This window comes from Caldicoprobacter guelmensis (genome assembly GCF_016908415.1).
In the GTDB taxonomy this organism is placed as follows: Bacteria; Bacillota; Clostridia; order Caldicoprobacterales; family Caldicoprobacteraceae; genus Caldicoprobacter; species Caldicoprobacter guelmensis.
Genome location: NZ_JAFBDW010000006.1, coordinates 66,433 through 81,900 on the forward strand (window position 1 = coordinate 66,433; position 15,468 = coordinate 81,900).

13 protein-coding genes are annotated in these 15,468 nt (G+C 42.8%); 11 read left to right on the plus strand and 2 right to left on the minus strand.

Going from position 1 to position 15,468, the window contains the following annotated elements:
• Window positions 1–169 precede the first annotated feature (169 nt).
• Complete coding sequence (locus tag JOD02_RS09605; RefSeq protein ID WP_204489109.1) at window positions 170–610, plus strand: CBS domain-containing protein; 441 nt, start codon at window positions 170–172, stop codon at window positions 608–610.
• A gap of 64 nt (window positions 611–674) precedes the next feature.
• On the plus strand, window positions 675–914 hold the full coding sequence (locus JOD02_RS09610; protein WP_204489111.1) for an alpha/beta-type small acid-soluble spore protein: 240 nt from the start codon (window positions 675–677) through the stop codon (window positions 912–914).
• 57 nt (window positions 915–971) lie between these two features.
• On the opposite strand, the gene JOD02_RS09615 is transcribed toward JOD02_RS09610, so the two are convergent.
• Together JOD02_RS09615 and JOD02_RS11815 are read right to left on the minus strand one after the other, a co-directional pair.
• The gene (locus JOD02_RS09615; RefSeq protein ID WP_204489113.1) at window positions 972–1,175 is read right to left on the minus strand and encodes a DUF378 domain-containing protein; all 204 of its coding nucleotides are present in this window, start codon (window positions 1,173–1,175) and stop codon (window positions 972–974) included.
• 59 nt (window positions 1,176–1,234) lie between these two features.
• On the minus strand, window positions 1,235–5,131 hold the full coding sequence (locus tag JOD02_RS11815; RefSeq protein ID WP_204489115.1) for an AAA domain-containing protein: 3,897 nt from the start codon (window positions 5,129–5,131) through the stop codon (window positions 1,235–1,237).
• A 297-nt stretch (window positions 5,132–5,428) separates the two neighbouring features.
• Between JOD02_RS11815 and JOD02_RS09625 the strand changes: the two genes are divergently transcribed.
• From JOD02_RS09625 to JOD02_RS09665, 9 genes are all read left to right on the plus strand, one after another.
• Window positions 5,429–6,184: an energy-coupling factor ABC transporter permease gene (locus JOD02_RS09625; RefSeq protein ID WP_204489116.1), complete on the plus strand. Its 756-nt coding sequence runs from the start codon at window positions 5,429–5,431 to the stop codon at window positions 6,182–6,184.
• 10 nt (window positions 6,185–6,194) lie between these two features.
• Window positions 6,195–6,917, plus strand: a complete 723-nt coding sequence (locus JOD02_RS09630; protein ID WP_204489117.1) for an energy-coupling factor transporter transmembrane component T family protein — start codon at window positions 6,195–6,197, stop codon at window positions 6,915–6,917.
• Complete coding sequence (locus JOD02_RS09635) at window positions 6,896–7,732, plus strand: ATP-binding cassette domain-containing protein (protein WP_204489118.1); 837 nt, start codon at window positions 6,896–6,898, stop codon at window positions 7,730–7,732. Before JOD02_RS09630 ends, JOD02_RS09635 begins: the two co-directional genes overlap by 22 nt.
• A 17-nt stretch (window positions 7,733–7,749) precedes the next feature.
• Entirely contained in the window at window positions 7,750–8,946 is a 1,197-nt protein-coding gene (locus tag JOD02_RS09640; RefSeq protein ID WP_204489119.1) for an HD domain-containing phosphohydrolase, read from the plus strand.
• 219 nt (window positions 8,947–9,165) lie between these two features.
• Window positions 9,166–10,989 (plus strand): glutamine--fructose-6-phosphate transaminase (isomerizing), encoded by a 1,824-nt coding sequence (glmS, locus tag JOD02_RS09645; RefSeq protein WP_204489120.1) that lies wholly within the window; start codon window positions 9,166–9,168, stop codon window positions 10,987–10,989.
• Between the two features lie 106 nt (window positions 10,990–11,095).
• Window positions 11,096–11,617, plus strand: a complete 522-nt coding sequence (locus tag JOD02_RS09650; RefSeq protein WP_204489121.1) for a Csac_0668 family 2Fe-2S cluster-binding (seleno)protein — start codon at window positions 11,096–11,098, stop codon at window positions 11,615–11,617.
• A gap of 93 nt (window positions 11,618–11,710) precedes the next feature.
• Complete coding sequence (locus JOD02_RS09655) at window positions 11,711–12,346, plus strand: TetR/AcrR family transcriptional regulator (protein ID WP_394355759.1); 636 nt, start codon at window positions 11,711–11,713, stop codon at window positions 12,344–12,346.
• Between the two features lie 77 nt (window positions 12,347–12,423).
• Window positions 12,424–13,122, plus strand: a complete 699-nt coding sequence (locus JOD02_RS09660) for an ABC transporter ATP-binding protein (RefSeq protein ID WP_204489125.1) — start codon at window positions 12,424–12,426, stop codon at window positions 13,120–13,122.
• Window positions 13,122–15,350 (plus strand): ABC transporter permease, encoded by a 2,229-nt coding sequence (locus tag JOD02_RS09665; RefSeq protein WP_204489126.1) that lies wholly within the window; start codon window positions 13,122–13,124, stop codon window positions 15,348–15,350. Before JOD02_RS09660 ends, JOD02_RS09665 begins: the two co-directional genes overlap by 1 nt.
• Window positions 15,351–15,468 lie beyond the last annotated feature (118 nt).

A 15,468-nucleotide genomic window follows, 5' to 3' on the forward strand; every position in this document is an offset into this window, starting at 1 on the left:
AATGGATTTGCAGCTCCTGAATGTAGACATGCGTAAGATGTCGAGAATTTAAAACTTTGATCGCTAATTCATCTATTTTGAAGGTTTAAACAGAATAATTGCATTTAATCTGTGAGAAACTAAAGGAGATGGATCAGAATAAATTAGATTTAGGGAATGGAGGTAGACTATGGAGCTGCGTGATATAATGACTACACAGGTTGCCGTTGTAGGACCGGACAATACGGTAATGGATGCATGTAAGCTGATGCAGATTCATAACGTGGGTGCTCTTCCTGTTTGCCAACAAGATGGCAAGGTAGTAGGCATTTTAACCGATAGAGACATCGTGGTAAGAAACATTGCCAACGGTGGAGATCCCAAGACCACTCCTGTAAGGATGATAATGACCAAGGAGGTTGTGTGTGCAAGCCCAGGTATGGAGGTGGAAGAGGCAGCGGAATTGATGTCCCAGCACAAAATTCGCAGGTTGCCGGTTGTACAAAACGATAGGTTGGTGGGGATGGTTTCAATAGGGGATATTGCTACCAGATATCGCTTCGTTTCGGAAGCAGGTGAGGCTCTAAGCGAGATCTCTGAACCTTCTAGACCTGTTAATATAAGGCAATAGAGATGAAGCCGTTTATTTTTTACATTCCCGTGAAATACTAAGGGTAGACGGGAGGTGAAATTAAATGATACAACAGTACCAAAACCGAAACAACAATACTGGTACCAGCAGAAACAGAAAGCTGGTTCCCGAGGCTAAACAAGCTTTGGACCAGATGAAGTTTGAGATAGCCGGTCAGTTAGGCATAAACCTCCAGCAGGGTTACAATGGCAATATTTCGGCTAAGGATGCAGGTAGAATTGGCGGTAACATGGTAAAGAAAATGATAGAACAACAACAGAGACAAATGGCTGGTCAACAATAACCATACACTACGAAATTAAAAAGCAGGGCAGAGTTTCTGCCCTGCTTTTTTGTTATATTATCTCTGTGCTGCTTTTTCTCTTTCACGAAAGAGAAAGCTTATGCAATACGCCCCTGCAACGCCTATTATGGTGTATATGACCCTGCTTAGTAGCGTGTCACGTCCACCAAATAAAGTTGCCACCAGATCAAACTGGAATAGACCCACAAGTCCCCAGTTCAGGGCTCCTATTATCACTAGAATAAGGGCCAAGCGATCCATCCCATCAACTCCTTTTGCATCAGAATTTTTTCTCTAATTAATATTGCCAGCTTTAAGAGTTATAATACAATTTTTTCTTCTCTGTTTATGCTCTTTATTTTGGAGAATATATACTGAACCCTCATGTTTTCCGATTTGGTTAGCGTGGCGAAGTCGCCTATCAGTATAAGCCGCTTTTTGGCACGGGACAGCGCTACGTTTATTCGGCGGTAATCCCTCAAAAAGCCGGTGCGGGTATATGTGCCCGGTCCGCTGTAATTGCTTCTAACCCAGTTTATTATGACATTTTCCTGTTCGCGGCCCTGGAAGGAATCGATGGTGTAGATGTTGTGCTGTATAAAATCTTCTAGGGAACAGTTAAAACTGGAAAAATACTTTGCGTTGGTTTTAAATACCTCCTTTAATTTTTCGGTTTGAGCTTTGTAGGGTGTGATTATGCATATATCCTCCAGGTTTTCGCCTGCTTTTAACAGGTCCAGGACCTTTTTGACCGATAACATGGCCTCGCTCATGTTGTAGTAGGTAGAGTTTTCTTCGGTCTCGGCGCGGGTATGAGGGTCCAAAAACTCCGATGTATCAATGATTTCTATAGGGCTGTCCGGGAATAACCTGCTTCTTTCTTGTTGTGGTATCTTGTAATACAGCGAATCGGTGTTAGGATAAAGCCTTCCGTCGTATATGAGCTCTGAGATAAACGATACCATCTTTGGATTTTCAGTACGGTAGTTTATATCCAGAAATACCGAGTTGAACCTGTTTTTGTCGGTTATAAGCTTTTCAAAAAGGCTTTTTTGCAGCTCCTCGCTGGTGTAAAGGTCTATGTGAGGATCGTATTCTAAAAGAACCTCGTTCTGAATGGGAAAGGGCGGTATTTGCATGTGGTCACCAATGATGACCGCCTTGTCTGCAAAGCCCAGGCTAAAGAGCGACTCAGGCACGTCTAGTTGTGAGGCCTCGTCTATGATCACTATATCATAGTTTTCGGGCTCCATGTTTCTGTCCAGGTAAAAGCCCAGTGGAGTGCCCAGTACAATCTTGTTAGTGCCTCTTAGCCTGGCCATATAAGTTGGGTTGGATGTTGAGACGGCAGGGGCATAGGGTAGTGTGGATTTAAACTCTATGTTGTTCCCGGTGCGCAGTACCCGTACCTTATCCTCTATCAGCTTTTCAAGTATATTATCCACAGCCACGTTGGTCTTGGCGAGTATGAGTACATTCTTGCCAGCGTGGTAATACTGCAAAGCAATCTCCTTTATCAAGGTAGTCTTGCCTGTGCCTGGTGGCCCCTGCACTATTTCAAGCACGTGGTTGATGCCATCCAAAGCACACGCCAGAGCTACTGCTTGTTTTTGTGCTTGATTGGACAGCAGGCTCTTATTGTAATAGGCGTGGTCAGGAATTACACCTAAATCTTCCCATGACAAGGGTGCTTCCTTCCTGAGTCCCAATACTACTGCCATAAGGGGAGAGAGGGTATCGTCTTCTATCTGGCGCGTTAGGTTTTCAAGATAGTTTAGGAGTATGGCGTCATTGGAGCTCCTGGTAAAGGTCTTAATGTTGGCTACTTCATCTTCAGTAACTGGCTCTAAAGGCCGAAGTTCTATGATATAACCTTCATTGGTTTTACGCTCCCGGCATTCAACGACTTCAAACTCATATCCCGTATTCGACATGATAACTTCTCCAGGGAACAAGGATGCTTCTATCTGGAATATGAATGAATCACCGAATTCCACTAGGAAAATGCACCTCATGTCATGAAATTTCCTTATTTTTATGTCAAGAAGCTTCTTATAGACATTGAGTTCCTCAATTACCGCTTTTTTATCTTTAAGCTGTACCAGCTCGGGTTTTGCGAAATTTATCTTGGTAACCGGTTCTTCGGTGAATTCTTTAATGCCAGCCAGCTTATAAAGGTCGCTTTTCAGTAACCTGTAGTCTCCTTTACGGGGTTTTCTAAGGCCAAGCCAATCTCTGGGTACAGCTTTTAATATCTCGTAAAGGAAGTCCAGATATTGCTTCCGGTTCATGGGTGCCAGGACGGTGACCAGGCCTTTTTTGTATATGCCGGCCTTTTTAGCATTTTTAATGAATGTGTGTTTTCTGCAAAGGCTTTCAAGGTCAAACCTCTTTAAATATTCGTTGACTAATGCCTTTATGTTGGCCAGGCTGTCAAAATACTTACGGTGGGATATATTGTCAGCGGTGGCCAATCTTCCAGTTTTGGGGTTTATGTCGATTCTTGGGATGTTCAGGGTATTGAATATAAACTCGGTTACTTGCTGTTCCGGGTCATCGAGTTTGGCAGCATAGTGGTAATATAGCCCACTTAAAGTTTTGTTGTTTAAGAATTTGAGTTCTACCGAGTCGAATTCTTTGGTTCCCATGAGCCTGGGATGAAATACCTTCATTTCGATGGCTGCTCGCATGATTATCTCTCGCTGGACCTTCAAGGGTACGCTCTCCCACCTGCACATGTTGCAGTTGGCTATCATTTCTATCCACTCATTGACCGTCAGTTTTTCTATCCCTAGTGAGTCGCATATATATTGTACTATCGGCATCTCGTTGGAAGGCATCCTAAGGCTGTAGTATGCATAAAGCCCGGACAGCGTCTTTCCATTCAGGCACTCGAATTTGGTGAGGCAAAAATCCTTGTATCCCATGAGCCGCGGACTTTTAAGCCCCAGCTCGTGTGCGCACATGTATAGTATTTCCCTGGTAATTTCCTTAGGGATTGATTCCCACGTCACTTTGGAGTTGGGCTCGCCAACCTGTGATACCCATTCATCGATATTCAGTTGCGGTATATCCAGGTTGTCGCACATATAGGTCACCGTGTCTTTACCGCTATTGAAGGCCAGAATGCTGTAGTAGGCGTACAGGCTTGCTAGGGTTTTATTGTTCAAAAAGAAGGCGGGTTTGGAGAAATCTTCTGCCTTGAGCATTCGTGGATTGCTCTTACCTTCTTCCGAGGCTTTCATAAACAATATTTTTGCCAGGTAAGGCTTTGGTATGGCCTCCCATTTAAAATTCTTTTGATGAGAGATAAAGTGCAGCCATTCTTCAAAAGTTAGCTCTGGTACCCCGTAGACGTCGCATATGAAATCGATGCTGCGCATACCACCCCTGTTTAAACCAAAAAACCTAGAGGCAAAGCTGTAAAGCGACATGCCGTTTAAGAAATCGAGCCCAACTTTTAGGTCATCGGATGACATCATCCTGGGGTTGGAGTATCCAAACTTTCGTGCAGCCTTAAACAGTATATCTCTTATTATTTTGTGGGGAATGATGTCCCAAAAAATGGTTATTGAAGGATCGGTAATATAGGAAATCCAGTCTTGTTCGGTGATTTCGATGTCTAGCATGTCGCACATGTTTTTTATGACGCTTCCCCTTATGTCTTGTGAGAGGTTCTTGAAGTAATTATAAAACCCTGTAAGGGTTTTCCCGTTTAAAAACTTGAACCTATGCGAAAAATCGTCGTTTTTGATGTAAATGGGATGGGGATATCCCAGTTCTTGACAGGCCATAAGCAATATCTTTTTCTTTGCCTCTTTTGGGATATTATCCCAGGAGAAAATGTTGTGCGTGCCTATATATTTAATCCATTCATCTTCTGATACCGGTGGTATGCCCAGCTGGTCGCATATATTGGTAATTACATGTACGCCTTCTTTTCTGGGGACCCTGTTTTTATAATACGAATACAAGCCATTTAGCGGTTGATTATCCAAAAATTTGAATTTGTGCTTTTCAAGGTCTTTGGAGGCAATGAAGCGAGGGCTGGGGAGATTGAGCTCCTGGGCTGCCATGTATAATATCTGTCTGTGTATCTCGTCGCTTACCTTGTTCCATAAAAAAGCGCGGGGACGGCCTGACCTGTTTTTCCGCCTTAATATGGAGAGTACTTCTTCGAGGTCATCCAGCCTTTCTTGGTATTCTAATGCTTGCACTGTCATAGCTCTCCTTTCAGCCAACATCAATTGTTGCATCGTATATTGAAAATATTATGTCGTTGTCTATTATGAGCATTATAAAATACATAATATAATTATACACTCTTTGCTGAGTTTTCGTATATTGCAAGATTTTATAAAAATGAGCAAAAAATTTGTATAATTTGTACTGATTGAAATTTTTGGTTATAATCTATGTTTTACTTGACAAACTAGAATGCGAGACATATAATGGTAGAGCAAAATGCAAATTATTTGCAATAAGCCTTATAAAAGGGTAGAGGAGGGCTTTTGATGAGCCATATTCATTTGCCAGATGGTGTAATCCCCACTTTCTGGTGGGTCTTGGGATACATAGTCAGTCTAGTTCTAGCGTTTATCCTGCTGAAAAGAGTGAATGCACAAGCAGTGCGTAACAGAATACCCGAGATGGCAATGATGGCGGCTGTTATGCTGATCACCATGTCTGTGCCATTAGGGTTTATACCTTTTCATATGAACTTTGCTGCATTGGCTGGTATTCTGTTAGGTCCAGGTCCAGGGTTTGTGGTGGTTTTTGTGGCAAATTTCATCCTGGCCCTTTTAGGACACGGAGGGATTACCGCCGTGGGGTTAAATACACTGATTATAGGGCTTGAGGCGTTGGTTGGTGGGACTGCATTTAATTTGTTGAAAGCCAGACTTGGGAGTATCCCTTCAAGCGTTGTATCGACGGCTATGGCCCTTCTGCTGTCCACAGCCCTTATGATCCTGTTTTTAAGTTTGATTGGAGTGGTAAATATACAGTCAGGAGAAGGCATTTTACATGGGGAACACCTTCATGAGGGGGGTGCTCATGAGGGGGGTGCTGACCAGCTTGAGCTAGAGGAGTCACACCAAGACGATAGAGAGTATGGATTTGGGAAAGTGACCTTGGCAGGATGGTCTGCTGTGTTAGCCGTGTTGCTTATAGGCATTGTACTTGAATGTTTGGTAACGGCTTTGATTGTGAACTTCTTTATGAAGGTACGGCCAGATATAATAAACCCTACGTCGGGTGAGAAAAGGTAGGAGTGAAAAAATGCACTTGGCAGTAATGGATTATATGGCTAGCAATGGTACTAGTTTGTTTCACCGTGCGAGTGTGCCCTATAAGATGTTGATGACGCTGTGCTTTCTTGGGGTGGTCATTGGCGGCAACGACGTCATCTCGATAGGGATATTAATAGCCGTTTTGCTAATTTTGTACATGATGGCCAGAGTACGGTTTAAGGAAATATTACATCTGCTCCTTTATCCGGCCTTTTTCAGCTTACTTTTTGCTGCCTTCAGGTTTCAGGAGTCATGGACGTCAGGGCTTTTAATTATGTTTAAAGGTATAGGGGCTGCCCTTGTGACGCTGTTTTTGCTGGCTACCACGCCCTGGGTTGAGGTGTTTGCATTTTTGTCGACGTATTTGCCCGGGCTGCTGGTTGATATATTCCTGTTTACATATCGCTCTTTTTTTATTTTAATTGACCAGGTGGATAACCTTCTTCGCAGCATAAAAATAAAAGGAGGATACCACCCTTTTAACATGGTCATGAATATTAAAAATATGGCGGCGGTAGTCGGCCTGATTTTGTTACATTCATTTGAAATGAGCCAAAGGATGTACAAAATATATCTGCTCAGGGGATATGATGGAGGTATTCCGATAAAACGAAGATGGTGGAAGCTTGACTATTCTGATGGTATAGTCATAGCTATTTCATTATTTGTCTTGGTAGGGACGGTGATATCGTGGAAGCTTTGGTGGAAGTAAAGTGCATAAGGCATATCTACCCGGATAACACTCAGGTGGCTTTATGCGGATTGGATTTCGTTGTAAAGGCGGGAGAAAGGGTGGCCATCTTAGGGCCTAATGGTGCTGGCAAGACTACGCTGCTTTTACATATCCTGGGGCTATTGGCGCCAGTCGAAGGTTCGGTTAAAGTGATGGGATTAGAGCCGCATAAGCATTTCCGACAGGTGCGCCGATATATCGGTGTGGTTTTCCAGAACGTTGATGAGCAGATTATAGGGCCGACGGTATATGATGACATTGCCTTTACGCCCAGGAATGAGAGGCTTACCAGGGAAGAAGTGGAAAGACGTGTGATGGCTGTCGCAAAGAAGATTGGAATTGAGGATATACTTTACAAGATACCCCATTATTTGAGTGGTGGTCAGAAAAAGAAAGTAGCGCTGGCCGGCGCTATAGTTATGTCTCCCAGGCTTTTGATATTGGATGAACCGTTTGATGGCTTGGATCCTGCTTCTAAAAAGGAGATAATGGACCTGCTGAATCATTTGAACCGGGAAAATGGTACCACCCTGATTATTACCACTCATGATGTAAACATTGTACCCTATATTGCCGATACGGTGTACGTAATATACGATGGCAAGATAGTTGCCAAGGGAAGCCCAAGTGAGGTATTTGTTCGGAAGGATGTACTTGAAGAGGCACATCTTGAGTCGCCTATCTTGGTTGAGCTGTTTTCATCTCTCAAGGAGAAAGGTTATGGTGTAAGTATACCTGTTACTTTGGAAGAGGCTAAACGTCAGCTGTATATGCTGCTTGAGGATACCGTATAAAAGAATGGGGTGATATTTTGGAATTTACGGCTAACCTTTTGGATTTTGCAGAAATGCTTGCTTGTGCTGTGGACCTTATGGAGAGAGGGTCACATCATCATGGGCAGAGGGTAGCATACATCGCTTTCCGACTGTTTGAAAAGGTAAAGCCGGGGCATGACCCAACTGACGTTGTGATTGCGTCGTACCTACATGACATAGGTATCGAATCTTTCAGGGTGAAGGAAAAAGCAAGGGAATTTCGCTTGGATAGAGAAGTCTTGTGGCCCCACTGTCGCGACGGCGCTGAACTGGTTGAAACGGTAGACCTGCTTAAAAGTATCAAGCCTTTTATCCTTTATCACCACTCCGATTATTCTGAAATACTGAACGGTTTGAAAGATGTCCCCTTGGAGGCTCAAATTATCCATTTGGCTGATAGGATAGAGGTGCTGATCAAGCCTGGCAGGCTTGTGCTGGAACAGGTGGATAATATTGTGAATACAATTTTGAGCTATAAGGGTTTTATGTTTAATCCCCAGCTGGTCGAGGTTTTTGTTGATTTGGCTGAAAAAGAGTCATTTTGGCTGGACATTGTAAATGAGTATCAACCGGTAGTGGAGCATATCTCCTTTCCCTCGTTGGACATCAAGATGGATGCAAATGACGTGCGACAGTTTTCTCATCTTTGTGCAAGAATTGTAGATAGAAAGAGCCCATTTACAGCGCAGCATTCCCAACGTATAGCATCAATAGCTGTGAGATTGGCAGGGTTTTGTGGCATGAGAGGGCAGGATTTATTTTTTATGGAGATAGCAGGGTTGCTTCATGATTTAGGCAAGCTTGCTGTACCTGATACCATATTACATAAGCAAGGAAGGTTGACCGAGGGGGAGTATCGGGTAGTCAAGCAGCACTCATATTATACTTACTGCCTGATCAATCGGCTCAATGTGATGGACAAGGTGCGGGACTGGGCGGCTTTTCATCATGAGCGCCTGGACGGGAGCGGCTATCCCTTTCACCTGACTGCCGGCGAATTGGATCTGGGAGCCAGGGTGATGGCCGTAGCCGATATGGTGGGGGCTATAACTGAGGATAGACCCTATAGAGCTGGTTACGGCGAGAAGGAGACCATGGATATGTTGAGGGAGCAGGTGAGATATAATCGTATAGATGGGGATGTTGTGGATATTTTGGGCAAGTACTTCAGTGAAATCGTCTATGGTGGGTAAATCATCTTTGATGTTTACTTCTTTCCAGGGTAAACTACTAACCGTGGGAGGGTGACCCTGCATTGGCTCTTGAGATGATGAATTATTTTCACGTAAACGAAATCTGGATTTTTGGAAATTGTATTTCAAGTACCTCATATGGTAAAATACATACGTGATAAACTGTATATGCTGTGGAGGCGTAAAGGTACTTTACTATAACGACAGGAGGAGTATGCAGTGTGTGGTATTGTTGGATATATAGGAGATAAGCAGGCTTTGCCCATTCTGATTGAAGGGTTAAAGAGGCTAGAATACAGAGGTTATGACTCGGCAGGTGTGGCGGTTCATGATGGAAATTGTATAAATATCAGCAAGGCAAAGGGAAGATTAACAGTACTGGAGCAGAGAGTAGATCCTAATCGGCTTCAGGGAACGTTAGGGATAGGGCATACTAGGTGGGCTACACATGGTGAACCTTCTGATATCAACTCGCATCCCCATACCAACCAGTCGGGAGAGATTGCAATAGTCCACAATGGCATCATAGAGAATTACATGAAGCTTAAGGATTGGCTTCAAAGGGAAGGGTATGTCTTTGTGTCAGAGACCGATACAGAGGCGGTTGCCCATCTGATTAATTACTATTATTGTGGTGACCTTGTGGAAGCGGTAAGAAAGGCATTGGATAAAATAGAGGGTTCTTATGCCCTGGGAGTTATTGCAAAGGATCATCCCGATTGCATGGTGGCTGCGCGCAAGGATAGCCCGTTGGTGATAGGCCTGGGGGATGGCGAAAATTATATAGCTTCTGACATCCCGGCCATATTGAAATATACCAGGAAGGTGTACTTACTAGAAGACAGAGAAATAGCTCTAATACGCAGGGATGGAGTAGAGGTCATAGATCAGTATGGGAATAAGGTACAAAAGGAATTGTTTGAAGTCACATGGGATGTGGAATCGGCTGAAAAGGGCGGATACCAGCATTTTATGATAAAGGAGATACATGAGGAGCCCAAGGCATTGAGGGATACTATGGCTTCCCGCATTGTAGATGGAAAGGTAAACTTGAGCGATTTGAATATCACGAAGGAACAGCTTGAAAAGGCAGGGAAGATTATCATTATCGCTTGTGGAACGGCATATCACGCGGGCGTGGTGGGCAAGTATGTGATTGAGAAATTGGCCAGGATACCGGTGGACGTCGAAATTGCTTCGGAATTTAGATACAAGGACCCATTGATAGATGAGAATAATATAGTAATCATCATAAGCCAGTCGGGCGAAACGGCTGATACTCTGGCTGCCATGAGGATGTGCAAAAAGGTGGGTGCCAAGGTGATCGCCGTTACCAATGTAGTGGGCAGTACGGTGTCCAGGGAGGCCGACCATGTGGTGTACACATGGGCAGGGCCTGAGATTGCCGTGGCTTCCACCAAGGCGTATACCACCCAGCTTTTATGCATGTATATGATGGCGCTTGATTTTGCCGACAAGCTGGGAAGGATATCGGCTGATGAATACCGACGGATAATTGAGGGAATAAAGAGATTGCCGGAACTGGCTCAGAAGATACTCGATGATAAAGAGGTTATTCAGAGGTGTGCGGATGAAACATTCAATGCCAGCAGCATATTCTATATGGGTAGGGGACTGGACTATGCTGTTGCAATGGAGGGTTCACTAAAGCTTAAGGAGATCTCGTATATTCACTCGGAAGCCTATGCTGCAGGAGAACTCAAACATGGTACTATAGCGTTAATAGAAGAGGGTACGCCAGTGGTTGCTTTGGCCACCCAAAAGGGACTGTTTGAAAAGACATTGAGCAATATAAAGGAAGTGAAGGCAAGGGGTGCCTTTGTAATAGCCGTTACCATGGAAGGCGATACCCAGATAGAAAAGGAAGCAGATAGAGTAATATATATACCAAAGGTATACGACATTTTGGCGCCTGTTTTAGTGGTCATACCCCTTCAACTGTATGCGTACTATGTGGCTGTGGCCAAAGGCTGTGACGTGGATAAGCCCAGAAACCTTGCAAAGAGCGTCACTGTGGAGTGATATTACCAAAAAGTAGTTCAGATTGTTGTGTAATACCAAATGACTATAATCATGATGATAACAACAGCTGTGCTTAACACGTGTGCTTGGGGAGGCAATATTTAAAATGGTAAGTTATTGTGAAGATGCAGAACTCTCTCACAAAGTGGGTAATTACAATACATGTCCTATATGTAAAACATCAGGGATCAAAGTGAAAAATATTACGGTTAAACATTTGGTAATTGATGATCTTATGCAATTAGTTGGAGATATGGATTATTATATATGCACAAATGAAGAATGCGATATCGTCTATTATAATTCAAAATCAGGGATTAAATTTGATAAGCAGCAAGTGAAAGTGCCCATATGGTTTAAAAAAGATGCTTATCCCAAATATGCATGTTACTGTAGCAAGGTTACAGAGGAGCAGGTAATAGATGCCGTAATAAGACATGGTGCAAAAACAGTTGAGGATGTTGTGGAGATTACAGGAGCGATGAAAAACAGTTGCTGTATAAAGAATAACCCTTGGGGGAAGTGTTGCCATAGGATAATTCAAGACGCTATAAATAAAGGATTGTCCATGAAACAAGGTAGTCCAGATTTGGGTGTTAGGGATAGGGGGAGCGCGAGGGGGCAGTAATCCCCCTCAATTTATTGAGTTGAGAGTTTCTCGGGTAGAAGATATTATCATTTAGCCGGTAAGAAAGTTATTGACGAGTTTGAGGTGATTATGGTGCCAAAGCAGACGTTTTTGAATCTTCCGGAAGAAAAAAGACAGCGCATCACTGATGTTCTCATAAAGCATTTTTCACAAAAACCCTATTATAACGTTGATGTATCGGAGATTGCAAAGGAAAGCGATGTTGCAAAAGGGAGCATGTATCAGTATTTTGAGAACAAGAAGGAGATGTACTTTTATGCTCTTGAAATTGCCTATCAAAGGTTTTTGAAGCTTCTTGAGAAGCTGGATATGGCGCACACCAATATACTGGATTACTACGAAAATTCACTTGAGGGTGTGTGGCTTGCCATGAAAGAAATGAGAAATGAGTACATGCTCCTTGAAAGGGCGTTTTTTTCCCATGACTCGCCTTTTAAGGATGAGATAAACGAGAAATTTTTAAGGCAGTCAAGGGATTTTCTATTGGAAGTTATCAAGTACAACCAACAACAGGGGTATATAAGGGATGATGTGTCGCCACTGCTGATAAGCATTTTCCTAGAGGGTGCCGGTTTTTTTATGAAGAAGTTTGTGATCGAAAAGGCGCTTAGCCAGTCTTCAACTACCCTGGATATTGATGTGGGATATTTTAGAGAAACCCTCGGCCAGTTTGTCAAACTCCTAAAAGAAGGGGTTGCCAAAAAATAAAAATGACTTGACAGTCATATGACTCATGAGTCATAATTATAATGTAATAAAAACAATTTGAAAAAGGAGATGAAACTATGTTTGTGAGGGCCGAAAAGGTTTCCAAGATTTACAGGCTGGGCAAAAATGAGATTAGGGCACTTAACGAGGTGAGCTTTGAGCTTGAAAGGGGCAAAATATACACCGTAATTGGCCCTTCAGGTTCCGGAAAGACCACACTTTTTAACCTTCTCGGGGGGCTCGATAGGGCAGAAGAGGGTAAAATTTTTGTGGATGACAAAGAGATAACGGCAATGGACCAAAAAAGGCTTGCTGACTACCGACGGGATTACGTCGGATTTGTCTTTCAGTTCTACAACCTCATAAACGGGCTTACGGTTTATGAGAATGTGCTGGCAAGCGCGTCTTTGAGTAAAAAATCTCTGGATGTCGATACGGTGCTTAAGATGATGGATGTGTACTCTGAGAAGGACAAATTTCCATTTGAGCTATCGGGCGGACAACAGCAGAGAGTGGCCATAGCCAGGGCGGTTGTGAAAAATCCCCAGATGATCCTATGTGATGAGCCCACCGGCGCATTAGATTATGAAAGCAGCAAGCTTGTATTAAAGTTATTGGAAGATGTAAACAGACAGTTTGGGACTACTATTTTAATTATTACCCACAACCTTGCCATTTCAAAAATGGCTGACGCAACGCTGAGGTTGAGGTCGGGCAGGCTTGTTGAGTTTTATGAGAACGCTCAGAAGATTTCTGCCCAGGAGGTGACCTGGTAATGGTAATTAAAAAGATACCTTTAAGGACCATCAGGAGGGATTTTCTGCAATTCTTCTCCATTATAATGCTTGTGGCCATTGCATCCATGACGTATACCCTTTTTGCTGTATCGATGGATGATATAAGCAAGAATTATGAAATTTTTATCAAGGACTACGTACAGGAAGATGGCTATTTTATTACTTCTAAGGAGATAGATGAAGGCCTCTTGAATAACAAATTCGGCATTACACTTGAGCAAAGATTGTTTTATGAGGTTCAGCAGGATGAAGTAACTTTGAGGATTTTTTCCATCTCAGAAAAAATAAACAAGCCTTATATAGGCATGGGAGAAATGCCCCAAGAGGGGGAAGTGTTGCTAGACCCCAGCTTTTTTAAAGCCCACGGCTATAAAATAAACGATGAGATTTCTATATCAGGGCAAACATTTAAGGTAAGTGGAGTGGGTTATCTTCCCGACTACATCTACATCATAAAAAACGATCAGGACTTTCTCCCCGACCCCGAGAGATTTGGCGTTGTTATGATGCCGAAAAGCGACATGCAGAAGCTGTTCCCTGCCTCACATGTATATTATTATAGCTACAAAGGTGAAGTTGATGTCGAAGATCTAAAGAGCTTTATAAACTCCAATTGGGGGCTGTTGAAGTTTGTTGAAAGGGATCAAAATCCCAGGATAATTTATACAGAGATGAAGGTTGAGAATGCCAAGAGGATAACGCTGCCCATAAGCTTATTCATAATAATAGTATCATCGTTTATACTCTTCATCGTGATGAGAAGGGTAATTAACACAATGCACGCTGAAATTGGTACGCTGTATTCAATGGGATATACGCAAAAGGACGTCTTTAAAGTTTTCATGAAATTCCCGCTGTATATTTGGCTTTTTGGTTCTATTATTGGAGTTTTGCTTGGGTATTTGGAGGCAGCACCCTTTGCCGAGTTTTACAGGTCATTTTTTACCCTACCCAAGATAACGAATTTCCTGCCTTGGCGGCATGTGCTTGTGGCCCTATTCCTTCCGGCTGTATTCATATTCCTTGCAGGGTATCTTGCGCTAAAAGGCTTTTTTAAGCTAACCATCATCCAGATGCTACATGGCGTTGATGAGATAAAGTTTAGCAAACTTCCCACCATAAAGTTTTTTGACCGGTTTGAGTTTAAAACCAGGGTCATGCTGAAATACGGCTGGCGGCACATTGCAAGGGAACTCATTTTAGTTATAGGCATTGTGTTCTCAACGATACTCATGATGTACGGTATGACGGCAAAGGATTCTGTTATCGTTGGCATTGAGAAAGCTTATTCTGACTATTTCAAGTATGACTATCTCTATATGTTAAACTCTATATCTGAACATCCTGAGATAGAGATACCCGACTTTGCAGAGCCTTATAACCTTTTGGCTTTTGATGTCGAAGGCACAAAAGCAAGCGTCATGATATATGGCATCAAGGGCGATTCCGAAATGATAAAGCTGTATGATACAAGGGGGAAAGAGATTTCTGTCTCGGATAAGCTCATCATTTCAAAGCCTCTTGCAAACAAGCTGGGAGTCAGTGAAGGGGACGAGATTAAGGTAAGAAACAAGTTTACAGGCGAGGAATATGCTTTAGAAGTCTACAGGATTGCAGACTTGCCAGTTGGCAATAATGGATACATGGAGCTTGAAAGCTTTAACAGGCTGTTTGGCTATGGCAGCAGTGAGTATGTGGGGATATTTTCAAAGGATAAGGTGGATATACCTGAAGATTCGCTTTTTGAGAGCTATACCAAGTCTGAACTGATTACTACCATTAAGACGTCGGCTCAGGACCTTTCAAAAACCATCGGCGTCATGGCGCTCATGGCAGCAATACTTGCACTTTTGATCGTATACGTTCTGTCCAATTTGACGCTCAACGAGAACAGGAAAAATATAGGGATTTTGAAGATGTTGGGATACAGGGAAAACAGCATATTTAAGATGGTTCTTGGGTTCAACTATATATCATTTCTGGTTGGATTCATTGTAGGGGTTCCCCTTTCAAAATTTACTATGGACAGCTTGATGAGTGCAGCCACAAAGGATATTGACTTTGCCATGAGCCTTGATTTGAGCTTAAACAGTGTGCTTTCCACATTTGTCATACTGCTGCTGGTGTTCCTGTTTTCAAGATTGCTGGTGAGGGTAAAAATAGCAAAGGTCATGCCCATTGATATACTGAGGCAGCAGGTGGATTAAAATAGATATAGCAACTTGTGTCGAGGATTATAGACTTGTAGAGTTAAAGAGCCCTTTGCTTTCTTTTTTTGTTTTATGAAAAAAGATGATTGAAGGGCTTAATTTTTTTGAAAATTTT